The organism is Photobacterium sp. HL06 (genome assembly GCF_059552575.1).
The window spans coordinates 695176-709451 of the sequence record NZ_CM183915.1; the positions used below are offsets into that span (position 1 = coordinate 695176).

The window sequence follows — 14276 nt, forward strand, 5'->3', positions numbered from 1 at the left end:
GCTTATACCCAAGCTACCTCAAGATGCAGGATTCAGAGTGAGACCAGCGTGCTCAGTTCAAGGAAAATAACGGTAGGAATGGCAATCCCTTTCAACGTTATTTGACACAGAAATGGGTTCGCTGGCTCACTCTCAAAGGGCGAAGTTTACTTGGCTCCTATGCGTTGTTACCGATTATTAATTTAGAGTCACTAGATTTTCAAATCGGTGCCTATCCTAGTAGCCAAGTAATTCTCGCTGAAACGAGCATCTTGAGGTAACTTGGGTATAGCATGCAAAAATGCCAACATATGATTGTTTCTGCAGTTTAATAAAAGGCTACTTTCAAGTGGCCTTAATTTTTGACCCAAAATCAGTTAGTGGCAACAAATGAACGATACGTATCGTTCATTCCTTTAAGTACTCTTTAGCTCGTTTAAGAAGAAAAAGTGGACACTATCTTAAATTCCTATGGTCAGCTAAATATCATCAGAACAATCAAACTGTATTATTAACATTAGATAACAGTGATCTAGTTATCACAAATGTGAAAATTAATGCTTTATACATTGCAATTGGTTTAATATCATCTATACCCATACAATAAGTCATACCCTGGCAGAGCATTATGCAACAGAAGGACTAAATGAATCTTAACAACAGAATAAAAGAAATCTATAAATATGTTGAGCCCAATTTAGTCATTGTCGGCGTGTTTGGAATACTCGGTTTTCCAGCCTACTATCTCATATGGGAGTATTTGTTTCCTCAACCTTATGAAAATTTAGCACTTAGGTTGTTCTGCTGCCTATTATTCCTCCCTTTTGTGCTTAAAGACCATCTACCGGCAATCCTTAAGAAATATAAATATATCCATTTTACGGTCGCTGTTGGTTTCTGCCTTCCCTTTTTCTTCTGCTTCATGATGTTGAAAAATGATTGGTCCTCTGTCTGGATGATGTCATTTATGGCCTGTATATTTCTATCCATATTGCTTATCTATGACTGGGTTATCATTTTAATCATTTCAACATTGAGCATAACGGCTGCTTTCGCATCAGCATTTTGGCTTGATGGAACAATTATTTATGCAGGGTTTGATTGGTCATATAGCATTGTCTTTATGTTTGCCTATATTGCTGGCGTAGTATTCAACTACAGAAACCAGATTGAAAATGAAAGTAGAATGCTGTTTGCACGTACCTTTAGTGCAGGCATTGCGCATGAAATGCGTAACCCGTTAAGTGCACTATATACCTCCATAGAAGTCATTCGCGAATTATTACCAAACTCACAACAAAAAAATGAAGCTCAACAATACAGTATTTCTCAAGAACACTTAATTAGAATTAATGACATCATTAGTGATGATATTTCCATTATTAAGAGCGGTAACGAAACTATAAACTTACTATTAAGTTCAATTAACGAACACAAAATATCGAATGATTCATTTCAGAATCATTCTATAGTTCGTGTCATTGAGCATACTTTAAAAACGTATGGCTACAAAAACGCTAACGATAAGAAACTTGTATCATTTATCTGCTGTAAGGATGCTACATTTTTCGGCAGTGAACTCTTACTACGCTATGTCATGTTTAACCTGATCAAAAACGCTCTGCATTACAAAGATAAAGAAGGGTTTCGCATTAGCATCAACCTTGAAATAAACGACGACAACAACATTATTAGAGTAAAAGATACTGGCGTAGGAATTTCAGAAGAACATCTTCCTCATGTCTTTGATGAATTCTTTACCTATGGCAAAAAGAACAATACCGGTCTTGGGCTTCCCTTCTGCCAAAAAGTAATTACCGCTTTTAAAGGTAAAATCACTTGTCAATCTTGTTACGGTAAATGGACTGAATTCAAAATCAGTCTGCCAAAACATACTTCAGAAAAAATTGAAAATTTGAAAAATGATTTGTTGACAGAAAAATCGATGCTGTATGTCGGTATAAATAACAACACCTTCTTTTCATTTCAAAGACATGCGTTTTATACTGGATACAACTTAAACTTTATTAATGTCGATATGATGCATAATATCGATAAGAATATACTTAATACTGATTTAATTGTTATTGACATTGACAATGCCAATAGAAACATAAAACAATTTACCGAATTAGAAAATCAGCTCTCAACTGTTAATAGCAGGGTTATCTATTTTTATAATAATACTATACCCCATAACCTAAATTTGAATCGTATAGTTAACTTTCATCTTATGGATGTGAAATACCATAAAGATACCTTTACGAACAGAGTTTCAAACATATTTTTTGAACCAATAACATATCTTGCCGAGACAAAACAAAATGATACCAACACATCTCGTACAGTGATGATTGTTGATGACAATGCTTCACTTCGGACCTACTCTGGGGTTTTATTAGAGAAGAGTGGCTATCAAATAGTTTATGCTGAAAATGGCTTAGCCGCCTTGAATTACCTAGAAACCAACCTTATTGATGTTATTTTGATGGATCTAGACATGCCGAAAATGGGTGGTGAAGAAGCCACCCAACAGATCCGCAGTAACACACGATTTAAACTTAATAACCACGTACCCATTATTTGTTACTCAGGCAACCTAAGTGCCAAGGAAAAGGACGAACTCATTCAATCTGGTATGAATGACTTCTTAAGTAAGCCCTCTTCAAAAGAACACTTACTTTCTATAATCTCCACATGGGCTTAAAACTCGAGAGCAACATGTGATCTTACTGTGAGCCCAGCATCCGTTTAGACGTAACTACATACAGATACTGGGCTAATTCCTAGTCTATTACTTCAATGCAGTTACACCACTTCTAGAACATAATTTTCTATCAATACTGCTGCATGCGCTCAATATCTGCTCTATCTCTAAATCAGAAATATCACTATTTACAGAAAATCGAACAAGGTTTCTATTTTTTGGTGTCGCAGGCTGACAAAAGACTGAACCAAACACATTAAGATTTTCTAAATGATCCCGTACGGTTTCTGTTTGTGCTTCACTGCCTGTTTCTAGTGCAATAATCTGTGACTGACTTTGAATGTTAAAGCCTAGATGCAACAAACCATTCTTCAATTTTTTGGCCTGTTCAAATAACTTAGTCCTACGCTGATCGCTGCTCTTTATAAGCTGCAAGGTTGCTTTCAGTACTTCTTTTTCATGAGATAGCAGGGTTGAACTAAAAATTGCTGGGTGAGCAACAAAAGGAAAACACTGTCCAACCTTATGGCTACATAAAATAGCTCCTGCACGATGAGCGAAACTTTTTGCTAAACTTACTGTTATAAAATCAACATTTTGGGTTAGATTCAGTTCAGCGATGATACCAGCGCCGTTTGGCCCATGTGTACCGAGAGAGTGTGATTCATCGACAACAATGGCACACCCATATTGCTTAGTGAGATCAATGATTTCTTTCAATCGTGCTACTGTTCCCAACGTACTGTATACGGAATCAACCAATATAAGCCCTGGCCCATTGCGCTTAATCAGTTTCTCTAGCTGCCGAACATTATTGTGCAAAAATGGTTTAATATTTCCTTGCGCATTTCGTGCTCCTTCCCATAATGACATATGAGCAAAAAAATCAATATATATAGGTGTTTTTGGAGGTAATATAGTTTGGATCAAACCGATGTTTGCCGCCCAACCAGATTGAGATAAAATACAATGCTCGTAGCCCGTAAAAGAAGCAAGCTGTTGTTCGAAGCTATCGACCTCTTCTTCTTTGTGCATGAAAATAGCTGACATAACAACATCTTTATTCGTGTTATGTAGTGCCTCAAGATGAGCCGCCAGAATATCCCTATGATTAGATATTGCCAGGTAATCATTACTCTGTAATAAAATAGATCTTGCTGTCGGCTTTTTCCCCAACACTAAATGTTTCTGATCCCTCCTTGGATAAATCAATTCACTTAAGTGCGAGTCAATTTTTTTTTATGAATTCAGGCAGTTTTTTTGTTGATGTAGAGTTATTAAGCATAATAAACCTCATTGTGGTTATGGGTGGAGTAGTTTAATCATTATCAAACAATATTTTGATAATATAATTACTATGCCTTATTCACTTAATAATTCAACGTTAAATTCCTAACAATCATGTTATTAGCTTGATGATATCTGAAATTCCACCTGCGAATGGTTATATACAACTCGAAATAAAAGACCGCAGTTAGCGGCCCAAAACAATATATTTACAGGGTAATACCTTACAGCAGGTAAAAATTAATTAATGTAAGGTATTTTCCTTACTGACATGTTTTCTTGTCAGAATGTCATTAATAATTTTGGCTGCCATATGCTCAACTCTGAATTGTTGAGTGAGCCGTTGCTTATTCTTCCTGCTCCAGTGACGCATGACCTTATCCTTACTCTTCGCTTATCCTGCACCGCCCTCTACGCAAACGTCATGAGCTGCCACCTGTTATCGCCAGCTTATGCTCTGGGCATAAGGCAGCGGGAAAAGTGAGCCTGACGTCACTATTAAGTGTATCTCCTATACTCAGCCCCATCATGATTTTTCTGTTTCACTTTGGTTGCATTGATGCCTTAGCAGAAGGTGCTGGCTCTACCATCTGTATGTGAGTATCGCCCCAATCAGCCAATTGCTGAAGAGATTGGCAACAAACCATACCAGGCGAGCAAAAACAGCCTTATTAAAGGCTAATGGCCACCACAATCGAGCCATGATTCAGAAACAAGCGGCATAGATAACAAAACACAGTATTTCGTGTAAGTGATGTTTGTATTTATTACAAACAGCACCTATGTTTTTGCATATATTAGAAAAACAAGAAGCGAGAATTCTCTATGGAAGCATTAGCCAGCTTTATAGCAGCAATTAACAGCCAGGTATGGGGTGTACCCATGCTGGTAATGATCCTCGGGGTTGGGTTTTTCCTGACGGTTGGTTTGAAATTTATGCCAATTGTAAAGCTAGGTGCTGGCTTTCGACTACTGTGGGCTGGCAGGATCCCTGAAAAAGAAGAAGACATACAAGGTGAAATTAGTCCATTTAACGCCTTAATGACCTCTCTTTCAGCGACTATCGGAACCGGGAACATTGCAGGGGTTGCTACGGCTATCTTCCTTGGAGGACCTGGAGCGCTATTCTGGATGTGGTGTACCGCGCTGGTAGGCATGGCGACAAAATATGCCGAAGCCGTGTGCGCCGTTAAATACCGTGAGACCGATGAGGACGGCAACCATGTCGGCGGGCCGATGTATTACATCAAAAATGGTCTAAGCCATAAGTGGGCGTGGTTAGGGACGGCGTTTGCTATTTTCGGCTCGATTGCGGGGTTTGGGATCGGCAATACGGTACAGTCAAATTCTGTCGCCGCTGCAGTGGATTCAAGCTTCGGTATTCCCCCTATGGTATCGGGATTTATTATGATGATCCTGGTCGGCCTAGTACTGATGGGCGGGATCAAGAGGATTGCTGATGTAGCCGGTAAATTGGTTCCATTAATGGCAGCGTTCTATATCGCTTCGGGTTTGTTGGTACTGGGAATAAATGCCTCTGATATTCCCGCCGCTTTTAGCTTAATCATCAACAGTGCCTTTACTCCAGTCGCCGCACAAGGTGGTTTCGCAGGTGCCGCTGTTTGGGCTGCGATCCGGTTTGGTGTGGCACGTGGTATTTTCTCAAACGAAGCAGGTTTGGGAAGTGCACCAATAGCGCATGCTGCAGCGCAAACCAAAAACCCGGTAGCACAAGGCTTGGTGGCGATGCTGGGTACATTTATCGATACACTTGTGGTTTGTAGTATCACAGGGCTGGCGATTGTTGTCTCTGGAGCCTGGCAAAGCGGTGAAACCGGGGCTGCATTAACATCGGCAGCTTTTGCTTCTGCATTACCCGGCCTTGGTAATTATGTGGTCGCGGTTGCGCTCTCGATTTTTGCCTTTACCACCATTCTGGGCTGGAGCTTTTACAGCGAAAAATGTATTCAGTATTTGTTTGGTGTGAAAGCAATTGTTCCTTTTCGGGTGCTTTGGATTATCGCAGTACCCATTGGCGCAACCAGCTCGCTAGAGTTCATCTGGCTACTTGCCGATACATTGAATGCTATGATGGCAATTCCTAACCTGATAGCCCTACTCCTACTAAGCCCTGTGGTATTTAAACTTACCACCGAATATTTCGCGCTTCAGAAGGCTCAGTCAAAACAAAACAAAGAAGAGTGATTCAACTTGAAAGGTTCGTATACTGTAAACGCAGATTTACCTTAACTTTATTTATCTCTTTTGGCAGATAAAAGCCCCGAATAATCGGGGCTTTTAATTGGCAGAATATTATTAGATTAAGCCACTGCTAATTCTTTTTCTTCGGTTTGCTTTAAAAAGGCATAAGAGATCCCCGTCACCAGCGTACCTGCTGCAATTGCTACCAGATACATCAGTACCGGAGTTATCGCATTCGGAATAAGGAGCACAAACAGGCCGCCATGTGGAGCCATCAGCTGAGCACCGAACAGCATCGATAGTGCACCGGTCAATGCACCGCCCGCCATACAGCATGGGATCACACGCATAGGATCGCGGGCTGCAAACGGGATAGCCCCTTCAGAGATGAAGCACAGACCAAGAACAAAAGAGGCTTTACCCGCTTCAGCTTCGCTGGCGTTGAATTTACGTTTAGCCAAGAAGGTCGCCAGGCCCATACCCAATGCCGGTACCATACCCGCAGCCATAATCGCCGCCATTGGCGCGTAAGTTTGCGACGCCAGCAAGCCAACACCAAACGTATAAGCCGCTTTGTTCACCGGACCACCCAGATCAAAACACATCATACAACCAAGGATAATACCGAGCAGTACTGCATTGGCCGAGCCCATGTTATTCAGGAACTCAGTCAGCCCCGTCATTGCCGCAGATACCGGACCACCCACGATATAAATCATCACAAGACCTGTGATCAAGCTGGCAATTAGCGGAATAACCAGAATCGGTTTCAGTGCTTCCATTGATTGCGGCAGCTTCACATTGTCAGCAATCATTTTTGCACTATAACCAGCCAAGAAACCGGCAACGATACCACCCAGGAAACCAGCACCGGTTGAGCTTGCCAGCATGCCACCAATAAGACCGGGAGCGAGACCCGGACGGTCAGCAATCGAAAACGCGATGAAGCCAGCTAAAATTGGGACCATAAGAGCGAACGCTGAACCACCACCAATCGTCATTAACGCTGCTGCCAGAGTGCCTTCTTCTTTAAAAGCTTCAATACCAAACACAAACGACAGCGCAATCGCCAGACCACCAGCAACCACCAGAGGTAACATGTGGGATACGCCCGTCATTAGGTGTTTATAAGCCCCGGTTTTCTCCTGCCCCGCCGATACCGCTGCGGATGACTTCGCCTCATTCTTATAAACCTGAGCCGTAGCAAAAGCATTATCCAGCTCTTGAGCCGTTTTCTTTAGCGCCAGACTAGTGCTGGTTTTATACATCTTCTTGCCATCAAAGCGCGCTAGATCGACTTCAATATCAGCAGCAATGATGACTAAGTCGGCATCGGCAATTTCTTCGGTTGTTAGCTGGTTTTTGGCACCAACAGATCCTCGGGTTTCAACCTTAATCCAGTGTCCCTGCCGCTTCGCTTCTGTTTGCAGCGCTTCTGCTGCCATAAAGGTATGGGCTACCCCGGTAGGGCAGGCTGTAATGGCCACTATCTTTCGAGTTTTCATAGTATTCCCTCTATTATCACGTTCTACTTTCAAGTTAATGTGAGTCCGATCCTATCTTGCCTTGCACGACACCCTTGCTTTCAGCAATACCGCTCCACCTTGTCATCGGTCAATGCTTACAGTGCCTTACAACGCTCATCAAATTATTGCCCTCCCCCGCTACTGCTCCCTCTGCTGGAAATGACGACTTAGCTTCCTTTCCTGTGAAACAGATAATTATCACAACAACTGAATCGATTCAGCAACCAGCTAAAAAAAAGCTCCCATAGAACTATTTTTTGATGCTTAAGATTTATCCTCAACCTTTTAGCTGACATGCTGAATGGTTTCAGCTAGTATTGCAATTACTCTCTGCTAGATCCTTGGCGAATCTATGATCCAGCGCACATGACGAAGTGGAAATAACTGACATGAAGTTAGACGAAGTAGCAAAACTTGCCGGTGTCTCACGAACCACAGCCAGCTATGTTATCAATGGCAAAGCGAGCAAATACCGAATTAGCGAAAAAACGCAGCAGAAGGTTATGGCTGTAGTGAATGAGTATAATTTTCGCCCGGATCATGCCGCAACTTCATTACGTGCAGGCAGCAGTCGCTCATTTGGCTTGATCATTCCTGATCTTGAAAACACCAGTTACGCCAAACTTGCAAAATTACTTGAGCGAGATGCCCGTAAAGCAGGATATCAGCTCATCATTTCCTGCTCAGATGACGACATCGATACAGAAATGAAAGTAGCAGAAACTCTACTCAGCCGCCGTATTGATGCTCTATTGGTAGCCAGCGCCCTGCCCGCAGACAATGACTTTTATAAAAAGATCCAGCAAGGCGGCGTGCCGATTATCGCGATTGACCGTGCCTTAGACGATGAAAGCTTTGCATGTGTGATCAGTGAAAATCTTGAAGGAGCGTATGAGTTGACCAAAGCACTTATCACCAACAGCATCCGCAGTATTGGTTTAATCGGAGCGGTACCTGAACTCGGCGTTTCCAGAGAGCGTGAGCAAGGCTTTCATTCTGCCATTAGAAGCGAAGGAAAAAATATTGAGGTACTGACCAGTTATGGCGATCATTTTAGCCAGCAGCAAGGCCAGCAACTGATGCAGCAATGGATCGATGAGAACACGGTTCCGGATGCCATTGTGGCCACTTCTTACACCTTGTTTGAAGGGATCCTTGACTGTCTCGTTGCTCACCCGGAGTTGATGACTAAGGTTGAGCTGGCCACCTTTGGTGATAATCGGCTACTCGACTTCCTGCCGATTAAAATTCAGTCTCTGCCACAGCAATTTGAGCTTATCGCTGAAAATGCCCTTGAGCTGGCGTTAAATGCAGCAGCCGGTCGCTACCGCACCGGCGTTGAGGTTATTCCGCGTCAGCTTCACCAGAGAGGATAAAGCCAGCTACAGGCAGTAAACAACAACCGTAGAGGAGGGGAGGCCGGAAACACAACGGCAAACCGTGTCCGTTCAGTCACTATACTCCCTTCCATCATGACAAGCTTCCAGCTGTACCTCTCTTTGCCCGATTGAGCTATCTGAAATAACAAATTCCTCGCGCCCCTCCTTCGGTGCTTTATTCCTAAAATTCTCACAGAAGCAAGTACCTTGCCTTGTCACCTCCCCCTTCTCAGTCTCACTCAATATGGTTGACAAACTCAACCAAATAATTATAGTTGAACTTCTCAACCAAATAATTATAGTTGAACTTCTCAACCATTTTAATGATGAGAAACGGTCATCAACAATGCACATACAACAAGAGTGCAACAGAGAAATCTTGATGCCTTTTTTCTACTTGCTCGCCAAGCTAAACCCTATTTGACTTCAGAAAGGAGTACTGAATGAAGCCAACAATACGATTAACCCAAGTTATTGATACAATTGAACTGACCCCACATTTAAAAAGGGTCGTGTTATCTGGTGAAGGGCTGCTTGGCTTTCCAACCGGACAGGAAGGTGCCCACGTCAAAGTATTGCTTCCGAATGTAGGGGAAGAAATACCTAATCTAGATATCCGCGGAAGTGATCGTCCAGTAATGCGCTCCTACACGATTAGACATTATAATCAGGACACTAATCGCCTATGCCTCGATTTTGTCATCAACCGTCATCAGGGACCGGCAACTGAGTGGGCAGCAAAGGCCAAAAAAGGAGACTACCTCGGCATTGCCGGGCCTGGGCCAATGAAGCTGACTGATTTCACCGCTGAAAACTACCTATTGGTAGGTGATTTAACATCAGTAAACGCCATTAATGGTTACGCAAACGCAATTTCTAACCAGTCGACAATCCATGCGATCATCTCCATCCCAACCGTGGAAGACATTATCCCTCTCGATGTAGGCACACATGTTTCCGTACAGTGGATAATAGAGGAAGATGAAAAGAGTACATTATCTGATGCCATTCTGGCACTAGCCACTAAGTTACCAACAAACACAGAAGTCTTTCTCGGCCTTGAAGCAAGTAATATCAGGACACTAAGAGGGCTATTACAAGAAGAAGTGGGCATTCACCGCCAACATATCCATGCCACAGGATACTGGAAAAAAGGGGTTGATGCCGACCGATTCAGTGCCGAAAAGAAAAGTAGCCCTCTTTAATTTGAAGAGAATGCTGCAATAAAACCGGCCTCCTCTCACACCACACGAAAAGCAAATGTAAGCTGACAGACTCTAGGCATCTTCCTGTTTGCCAAGGCCAACCAACGGCTCTCCATCATCTGAGTAGCTCAGCTCACTTTTCATGACTTCGCCCTGAAATTCAACATGCGTATAGCCACCTTGTGCAAATTTCAGTGCGGCTTCAGGTGTTAGCCAGTCACCGTAACCACAAACGTCCGCCCACCCGATCTTCATTACTTTCATAATCATACCTAAGAATTTTGTCCGGCCAGATTATAGCGTTTATTACTACCGCCGAGTAGCGGTAGCATCTAGCTAAAAACATAACTAGATTGCGAACTACAACCACTCCTGACTGATTGCTACGATCTCGATATTAGCCGCCTCTTCACAAATAGTTCGGATCCGGGTTTGCTCTTGTTCCAACAGACGTTTATCACTACCTACCAGACAAACCGCCATCATGCTACGTTGCCACTTGTCCTGATAACCCACCTCAGCAACTGATGCATTGAATTTTTGTCTTATTCGAGCCCGTAACCCCTGTACTTCACGACGCTTTTCCTTGAGCGATTGAGCGTGGGGGATCACCAGTTCAATGGTCAGAAGAATAATGAAAAAGGATTGCTCACTCCAGTGATCCTGCATAGCTGTCTCTCCACTGCCTTAACCAATATCGACTACACCAGTACCCTATTGAGCAGTTGTGCTTTAATTTGTGTATTTCCAACACTTTAAAAGTGTACACCCGTACAAGGATGCCTATGCTTTATATCAGCACCCTTGCATGGAGAAAGTCACAATGTTTGGTTTTATCAGCAAAAATATCATTACCGGGCTAGTGACAATATTACCTATTGTACTCACTCTCTATCTTCTTTACTGGTTCGCCGTTTCTCTAGAATCAATCTTAGGTAGCCTTATTCAAGCAATTATCCCAAGCGACTGGTACTGGCCGGGGATGGGACTTGCCGCTGGGCTACTGGTCTTTTTTATCGCCGGGCTGATGATGAATGCCTATGTGGTACAGCGCCTGTTTGAAAAAAGTGAACAGGTTTTCTACCACATGCCCTTATTCAGAACCGTATATCCAACAATTCGCGATTTTTTTGACTACTTCTCCCCTACTACCCGCAAAGAATTTGAACAGGTGGTTGCCGTCACTCTGGGAGAAACAGGAATGCAGGCGATCGGATTTGTTACCCAGCCTCTTTCTGAGCGAATGCCGGAATCCTTACGTGAAAAAGACAGTGTCCTGGTCTACCTTCCCTTAAGTTATATGATAGGCGGCTACGCCGTACTGATCCCCCGCAGCGCAATAAGACCTCTTGATATGACTATCGAAGAGGCAATGCGCTTTACATTGACTGCCGGGATGTCCGGCTCTGGGTTCGATCACAGCCATAGTTCGGATAAGGGCCATAAAACATCACCCAATAACCAAACACAAAAATAACGAACAACTATTCCTCTATATGGTTTTTTCTCGGTAGCTGGTGAATAAGCCAGTATCCGATGCTCATGGCTAGCACAACGCATCCAATCGCAAAAACATATAAAACATCAATCTGTTCAAGGTCGATGATAATGACTTTCCTTGCGATAGCCATTAGCGCAGTCGCCATCACAATTTTAACGTGAATCACATTGTCACGAAGGTAAATGGTAATGTTGATGAAAATTTCAATAGCGATCAGAACTGCCATAAAAGCCCCAAACGTTGCCAACATATCATTGATGGTCAAAATATAGAGCGGAGGCGTTATGAGGCGCTGATAAAGTGTCCAGGCAACATCCAATACTCCCATCACAATGACAAATACCATCAGAATCGATAATGTCCTCACTGACCAATGGATGATAATTTCCAGTTTTTTAGAGAGTCTATCTTCATTGTCGATTTGCATTGCTCACCTCCGCACAACAAGGCCTGTTGGGAAGGTTGAATTAGGAAAGTATCGGTGACCGAAATCCTTTCGGTTTCAAAGTAATCACGGAGCACTGTAAGTCATCAAGCATATACTCTGCCGTATTTCCCATCAAAAAACCGGCAATCCCCGTTCGTGAGAGGCTTCCCATAATGACCAAATCTATCTCTTCTTTTCTGACAAAATCGGGGAGCACCTCCTTGGCATTTCCCTCAAGCAAACGGAGGTGTACAGGGGTGGCTAGCCGTTGATAAGGGGCCACAAGAGTACGTAGGCGATCTGAGCGATCGCTCCGTAAGCTTTTTGCAATCAAAGCAATATCTAAGTCGTTACAGTGATTCCACTTCCGCAGATACCCTTCACTCTCCAGCCGCCAGGCATGGCAAGGATACAGACTGGCCTGATTAACTGAAGCGAACTCATACGCCAACTTGATAATATTCTCATTCAATGATCCGTGCTCCTCTCCGGTCACGTCAATCGCAGCAACAACTCGCTCAATGCGAGACTGGCTGTCGTGTATGGCCCAAATAGGAATTGTAGATTTGCGCATAAGGTGCCTTGTAGTACTACCCCACTGGCAAGCCGCTTTTTTATGGCTTCGATGAGTATCAATAATAATCAGGTCGGCCTTCCCCTCCACCGCCGATTTGATTATTTCAATAAACGGGATCCCTATTCTGATCTGGGTACTGAAAGTAATATGAGGATATTGCTGTTTTAATGCCAATACATGGGCTTTCAATTGTTGATGGTAGGTCGCGGTTGCTTTGTCCAGTAAGTCCAGGGTTGTGAAAGAGTATTTGGTCAGCTCTTGGATTTCCTCAAGATCCTCGACAACCGTCAATAACGTTACTTTCGCTTTTTGCTGGTCGGCGAATTTCAAAGCTTGGTGAAAAGCTGGACCCAATACCTGTTCAGGAGAGACAGGAACCAGTAAACGTCGATGAGTCATAAGTCCTCCGCAGTGCTTCGGTAATTACTAGTGCGTACTTGAACTCCGTTAAGGCTCTACAGTGACGTATCCAACGCTTAAATAAAAATTAATCTTTTACATGCTTTGCATAGACTATTTTCTATATATCCGGTGATGAAATGGAGGCGATATGGCACAACACCTTCGCCGTCGGCTTAATGCTATTCGACCATTACGCGTTTTCCTGACTGTGTATGAAACAGGTTCAATCACCAAGGCAGCCAATAGCCTTAACTTAACTCAACCCACTATCTCAATTCAGTTACGGAAACTGACTGAAGTAATAGGCACTCCTCTGTACAAACAAGTTGGCAGGAAGCTGGTTTTTACCGAAGCCGCTGACATCGTTGCAGCCCATGGTGTTGAACTGTTTGAGACTCTTGATCGGCTGGAGATATCACTGGCAGATCTCAACCAGCTCAAGGCTGGCACACTCCGCATCGCCGTTGTGACATCGGCCAAATACTTTATTCCCCATTTACTTGGTTCCTTCTGTCAACGATACCCCTTAGTTGACATCCAGTTAACAGTTGGCAACCGGGCCAAAATTATCCAACGTTACAAGCAAGACTTAGATGATATCTACCTGTTCAGCCACCTGAGCGAAGAGATGACAGACTACGCGATTAGCTTTCTTGCCAACCCGCTAATAGCGATTGCCCATCACCAGCACCCTCTTGCCCAAAAGAAAAAAATTCAGCCAGCGGAGCTGTGCCACTACCCCTTTATCTCACGAGAATATGGTTCCGGTACCCGGTATGCCATAGAGCACTATTTTGAGGGAAAAGGCTTGAAGCTCACGACCAAAATGACGATAGAAAGTAACGAAGCAATTAAGCACTGTGTTATTGCAGGGCTTGGTATCTCAATCCTTTCCGAGTATGCCCTCAGGTATGAATCTAACCCTAACCTTATCTATCTGCCTGTCGACGATTTTCCAATCCTCACATCCTGGCATCTGGTGCGCTCCGCGCATCGTTTACAGACTGCATTAAGTGAAGCATTTGTAGACTTCATCAAAGAAGAAGGAAGAAGTGTACTCAACCAGAAGCTTTAACCTGTATTT

At 43.3% G+C, this 14276-nt stretch carries 10 protein-coding genes and 2 pseudogenes; 6 read left to right on the top strand and 6 right to left on the bottom strand.

Annotated elements, in window-relative coordinates:
- The first annotated feature begins 625 nt into the window (after positions 1–625).
- Complete coding sequence (locus AC51G0_RS21685) at positions 626–2686, top strand: hybrid sensor histidine kinase/response regulator (protein ID WP_496303724.1); 2061 nt, start codon at positions 626–628, stop codon at positions 2684–2686.
- Positions 2687–2773: 87 nt separating this feature from the next.
- On the opposite strand, the pseudogene cqsA reads toward AC51G0_RS21685, so the two are convergent.
- Positions 2774–3971 (bottom strand): annotated as a pseudogene (cqsA, locus tag AC51G0_RS21690) (alpha-hydroxyketone-type quorum-sensing autoinducer synthase).
- Positions 3972–4798: 827 nt separating this feature from the next.
- On the opposite strand from cqsA, the gene AC51G0_RS21695 reads away from it, so the two are divergent.
- Positions 4799–6178: an alanine/glycine:cation symporter family protein gene (locus tag AC51G0_RS21695; protein WP_496303725.1), complete on the top strand. Its 1380-nt coding sequence runs from the start codon at positions 4799–4801 to the stop codon at positions 6176–6178.
- Between the two features lie 116 nt (positions 6179–6294).
- On the opposite strand, the pseudogene fruA reads toward AC51G0_RS21695, so the two are convergent.
- Positions 6295–7674 (bottom strand): annotated as a pseudogene (gene fruA, locus AC51G0_RS21700) (PTS fructose transporter subunit IIBC); the annotation flags it as partial.
- A 416-nt stretch (positions 7675–8090) separates the two neighbouring features.
- Between fruA and cra the strand changes: the two are divergent.
- On the top strand, positions 8091–9077 hold the full coding sequence (gene cra / locus AC51G0_RS21705) for a catabolite repressor/activator (RefSeq protein WP_496303726.1): 987 nt from the start codon (positions 8091–8093) through the stop codon (positions 9075–9077).
- 446 nt (positions 9078–9523) lie between these two features.
- Entirely contained in the window at positions 9524–10285 is a 762-nt protein-coding gene (locus tag AC51G0_RS21710) for a siderophore-interacting protein (protein WP_496303727.1), read from the top strand.
- Between the two features lie 72 nt (positions 10286–10357).
- Here the strand turns inward: AC51G0_RS21710 and AC51G0_RS21715 are convergent, their stop codons facing one another.
- Both AC51G0_RS21715 and AC51G0_RS21720 read right to left on the bottom strand, forming a co-directional pair.
- Complete coding sequence (locus tag AC51G0_RS21715) at positions 10358–10549, bottom strand: hypothetical protein (RefSeq protein WP_496303728.1); 192 nt, start codon at positions 10547–10549, stop codon at positions 10358–10360.
- Positions 10550–10645: 96 nt separating this feature from the next.
- Entirely contained in the window at positions 10646–10954 is a 309-nt protein-coding gene (locus tag AC51G0_RS21720; RefSeq protein WP_496303729.1) for a DUF503 domain-containing protein, read from the bottom strand.
- A gap of 154 nt (positions 10955–11108) precedes the next feature.
- Here AC51G0_RS21720 and AC51G0_RS21725 point away from each other — a divergent pair, with 154 nt between their 5' ends.
- Positions 11109–11762, top strand: a complete 654-nt coding sequence (locus tag AC51G0_RS21725) for a DUF502 domain-containing protein (RefSeq protein ID WP_496303730.1) — start codon at positions 11109–11111, stop codon at positions 11760–11762.
- Positions 11763–11769: 7 nt separating this feature from the next.
- Here the strand turns inward: AC51G0_RS21725 and AC51G0_RS21730 are convergent, their stop codons facing one another.
- Both AC51G0_RS21730 and AC51G0_RS21735 read right to left on the bottom strand, forming a co-directional pair.
- Positions 11770–12213, bottom strand: coding sequence for a phosphate-starvation-inducible PsiE family protein (locus AC51G0_RS21730; RefSeq protein WP_496303731.1), 444 nt, complete (start codon positions 12211–12213; stop codon positions 11770–11772).
- A gap of 40 nt (positions 12214–12253) precedes the next feature.
- Positions 12254–13189, bottom strand: coding sequence for a universal stress protein (locus AC51G0_RS21735; protein WP_496303732.1), 936 nt, complete (start codon positions 13187–13189; stop codon positions 12254–12256).
- 151 nt (positions 13190–13340) lie between these two features.
- Here AC51G0_RS21735 and AC51G0_RS21740 point away from each other — a divergent pair, with 151 nt between their 5' ends.
- Positions 13341–14267 (top strand): LysR family transcriptional regulator, encoded by a 927-nt coding sequence (locus AC51G0_RS21740; protein ID WP_496303733.1) that lies wholly within the window; start codon positions 13341–13343, stop codon positions 14265–14267.
- The last annotated feature ends 9 nt before the right edge of the window (positions 14268–14276 follow it).

What these genes read in the sequence shown, in the direction of transcription:
- AC51G0_RS21685 (WP_496303724.1), top strand. Translation starts at nt 626, where the DNA reads ATGAATCTTAACAACAGAATAAAAGAAATCTATAAATATGTTGAGCCC.
- AC51G0_RS21695 (WP_496303725.1), top strand. Translation starts at nt 4,799, where the DNA reads ATGGAAGCATTAGCCAGCTTTATAGCAGCAATTAACAGCCAGGTATGG.
- cra (WP_496303726.1), top strand. Translation starts at nt 8,091, where the DNA reads ATGAAGTTAGACGAAGTAGCAAAACTTGCCGGTGTCTCACGAACCACA.
- AC51G0_RS21710 (WP_496303727.1), top strand. Translation starts at nt 9,524, where the DNA reads ATGAAGCCAACAATACGATTAACCCAAGTTATTGATACAATTGAACTG.
- AC51G0_RS21715 (WP_496303728.1), bottom strand. Translation starts at nt 10,549, where the DNA reads ATGAAAGTAATGAAGATCGGGTGGGCGGACGTTTGTGGTTACGGTGAC.
- AC51G0_RS21720 (WP_496303729.1), bottom strand. Translation starts at nt 10,954, where the DNA reads ATGCAGGATCACTGGAGTGAGCAATCCTTTTTCATTATTCTTCTGACC.
- AC51G0_RS21725 (WP_496303730.1), top strand. Translation starts at nt 11,109, where the DNA reads ATGTTTGGTTTTATCAGCAAAAATATCATTACCGGGCTAGTGACAATA.
- AC51G0_RS21730 (WP_496303731.1), bottom strand. Translation starts at nt 12,213, where the DNA reads ATGCAAATCGACAATGAAGATAGACTCTCTAAAAAACTGGAAATTATC.
- AC51G0_RS21735 (WP_496303732.1), bottom strand. Translation starts at nt 13,189, where the DNA reads ATGACTCATCGACGTTTACTGGTTCCTGTCTCTCCTGAACAGGTATTG.
- AC51G0_RS21740 (WP_496303733.1), top strand. Translation starts at nt 13,341, where the DNA reads ATGGCACAACACCTTCGCCGTCGGCTTAATGCTATTCGACCATTACGC.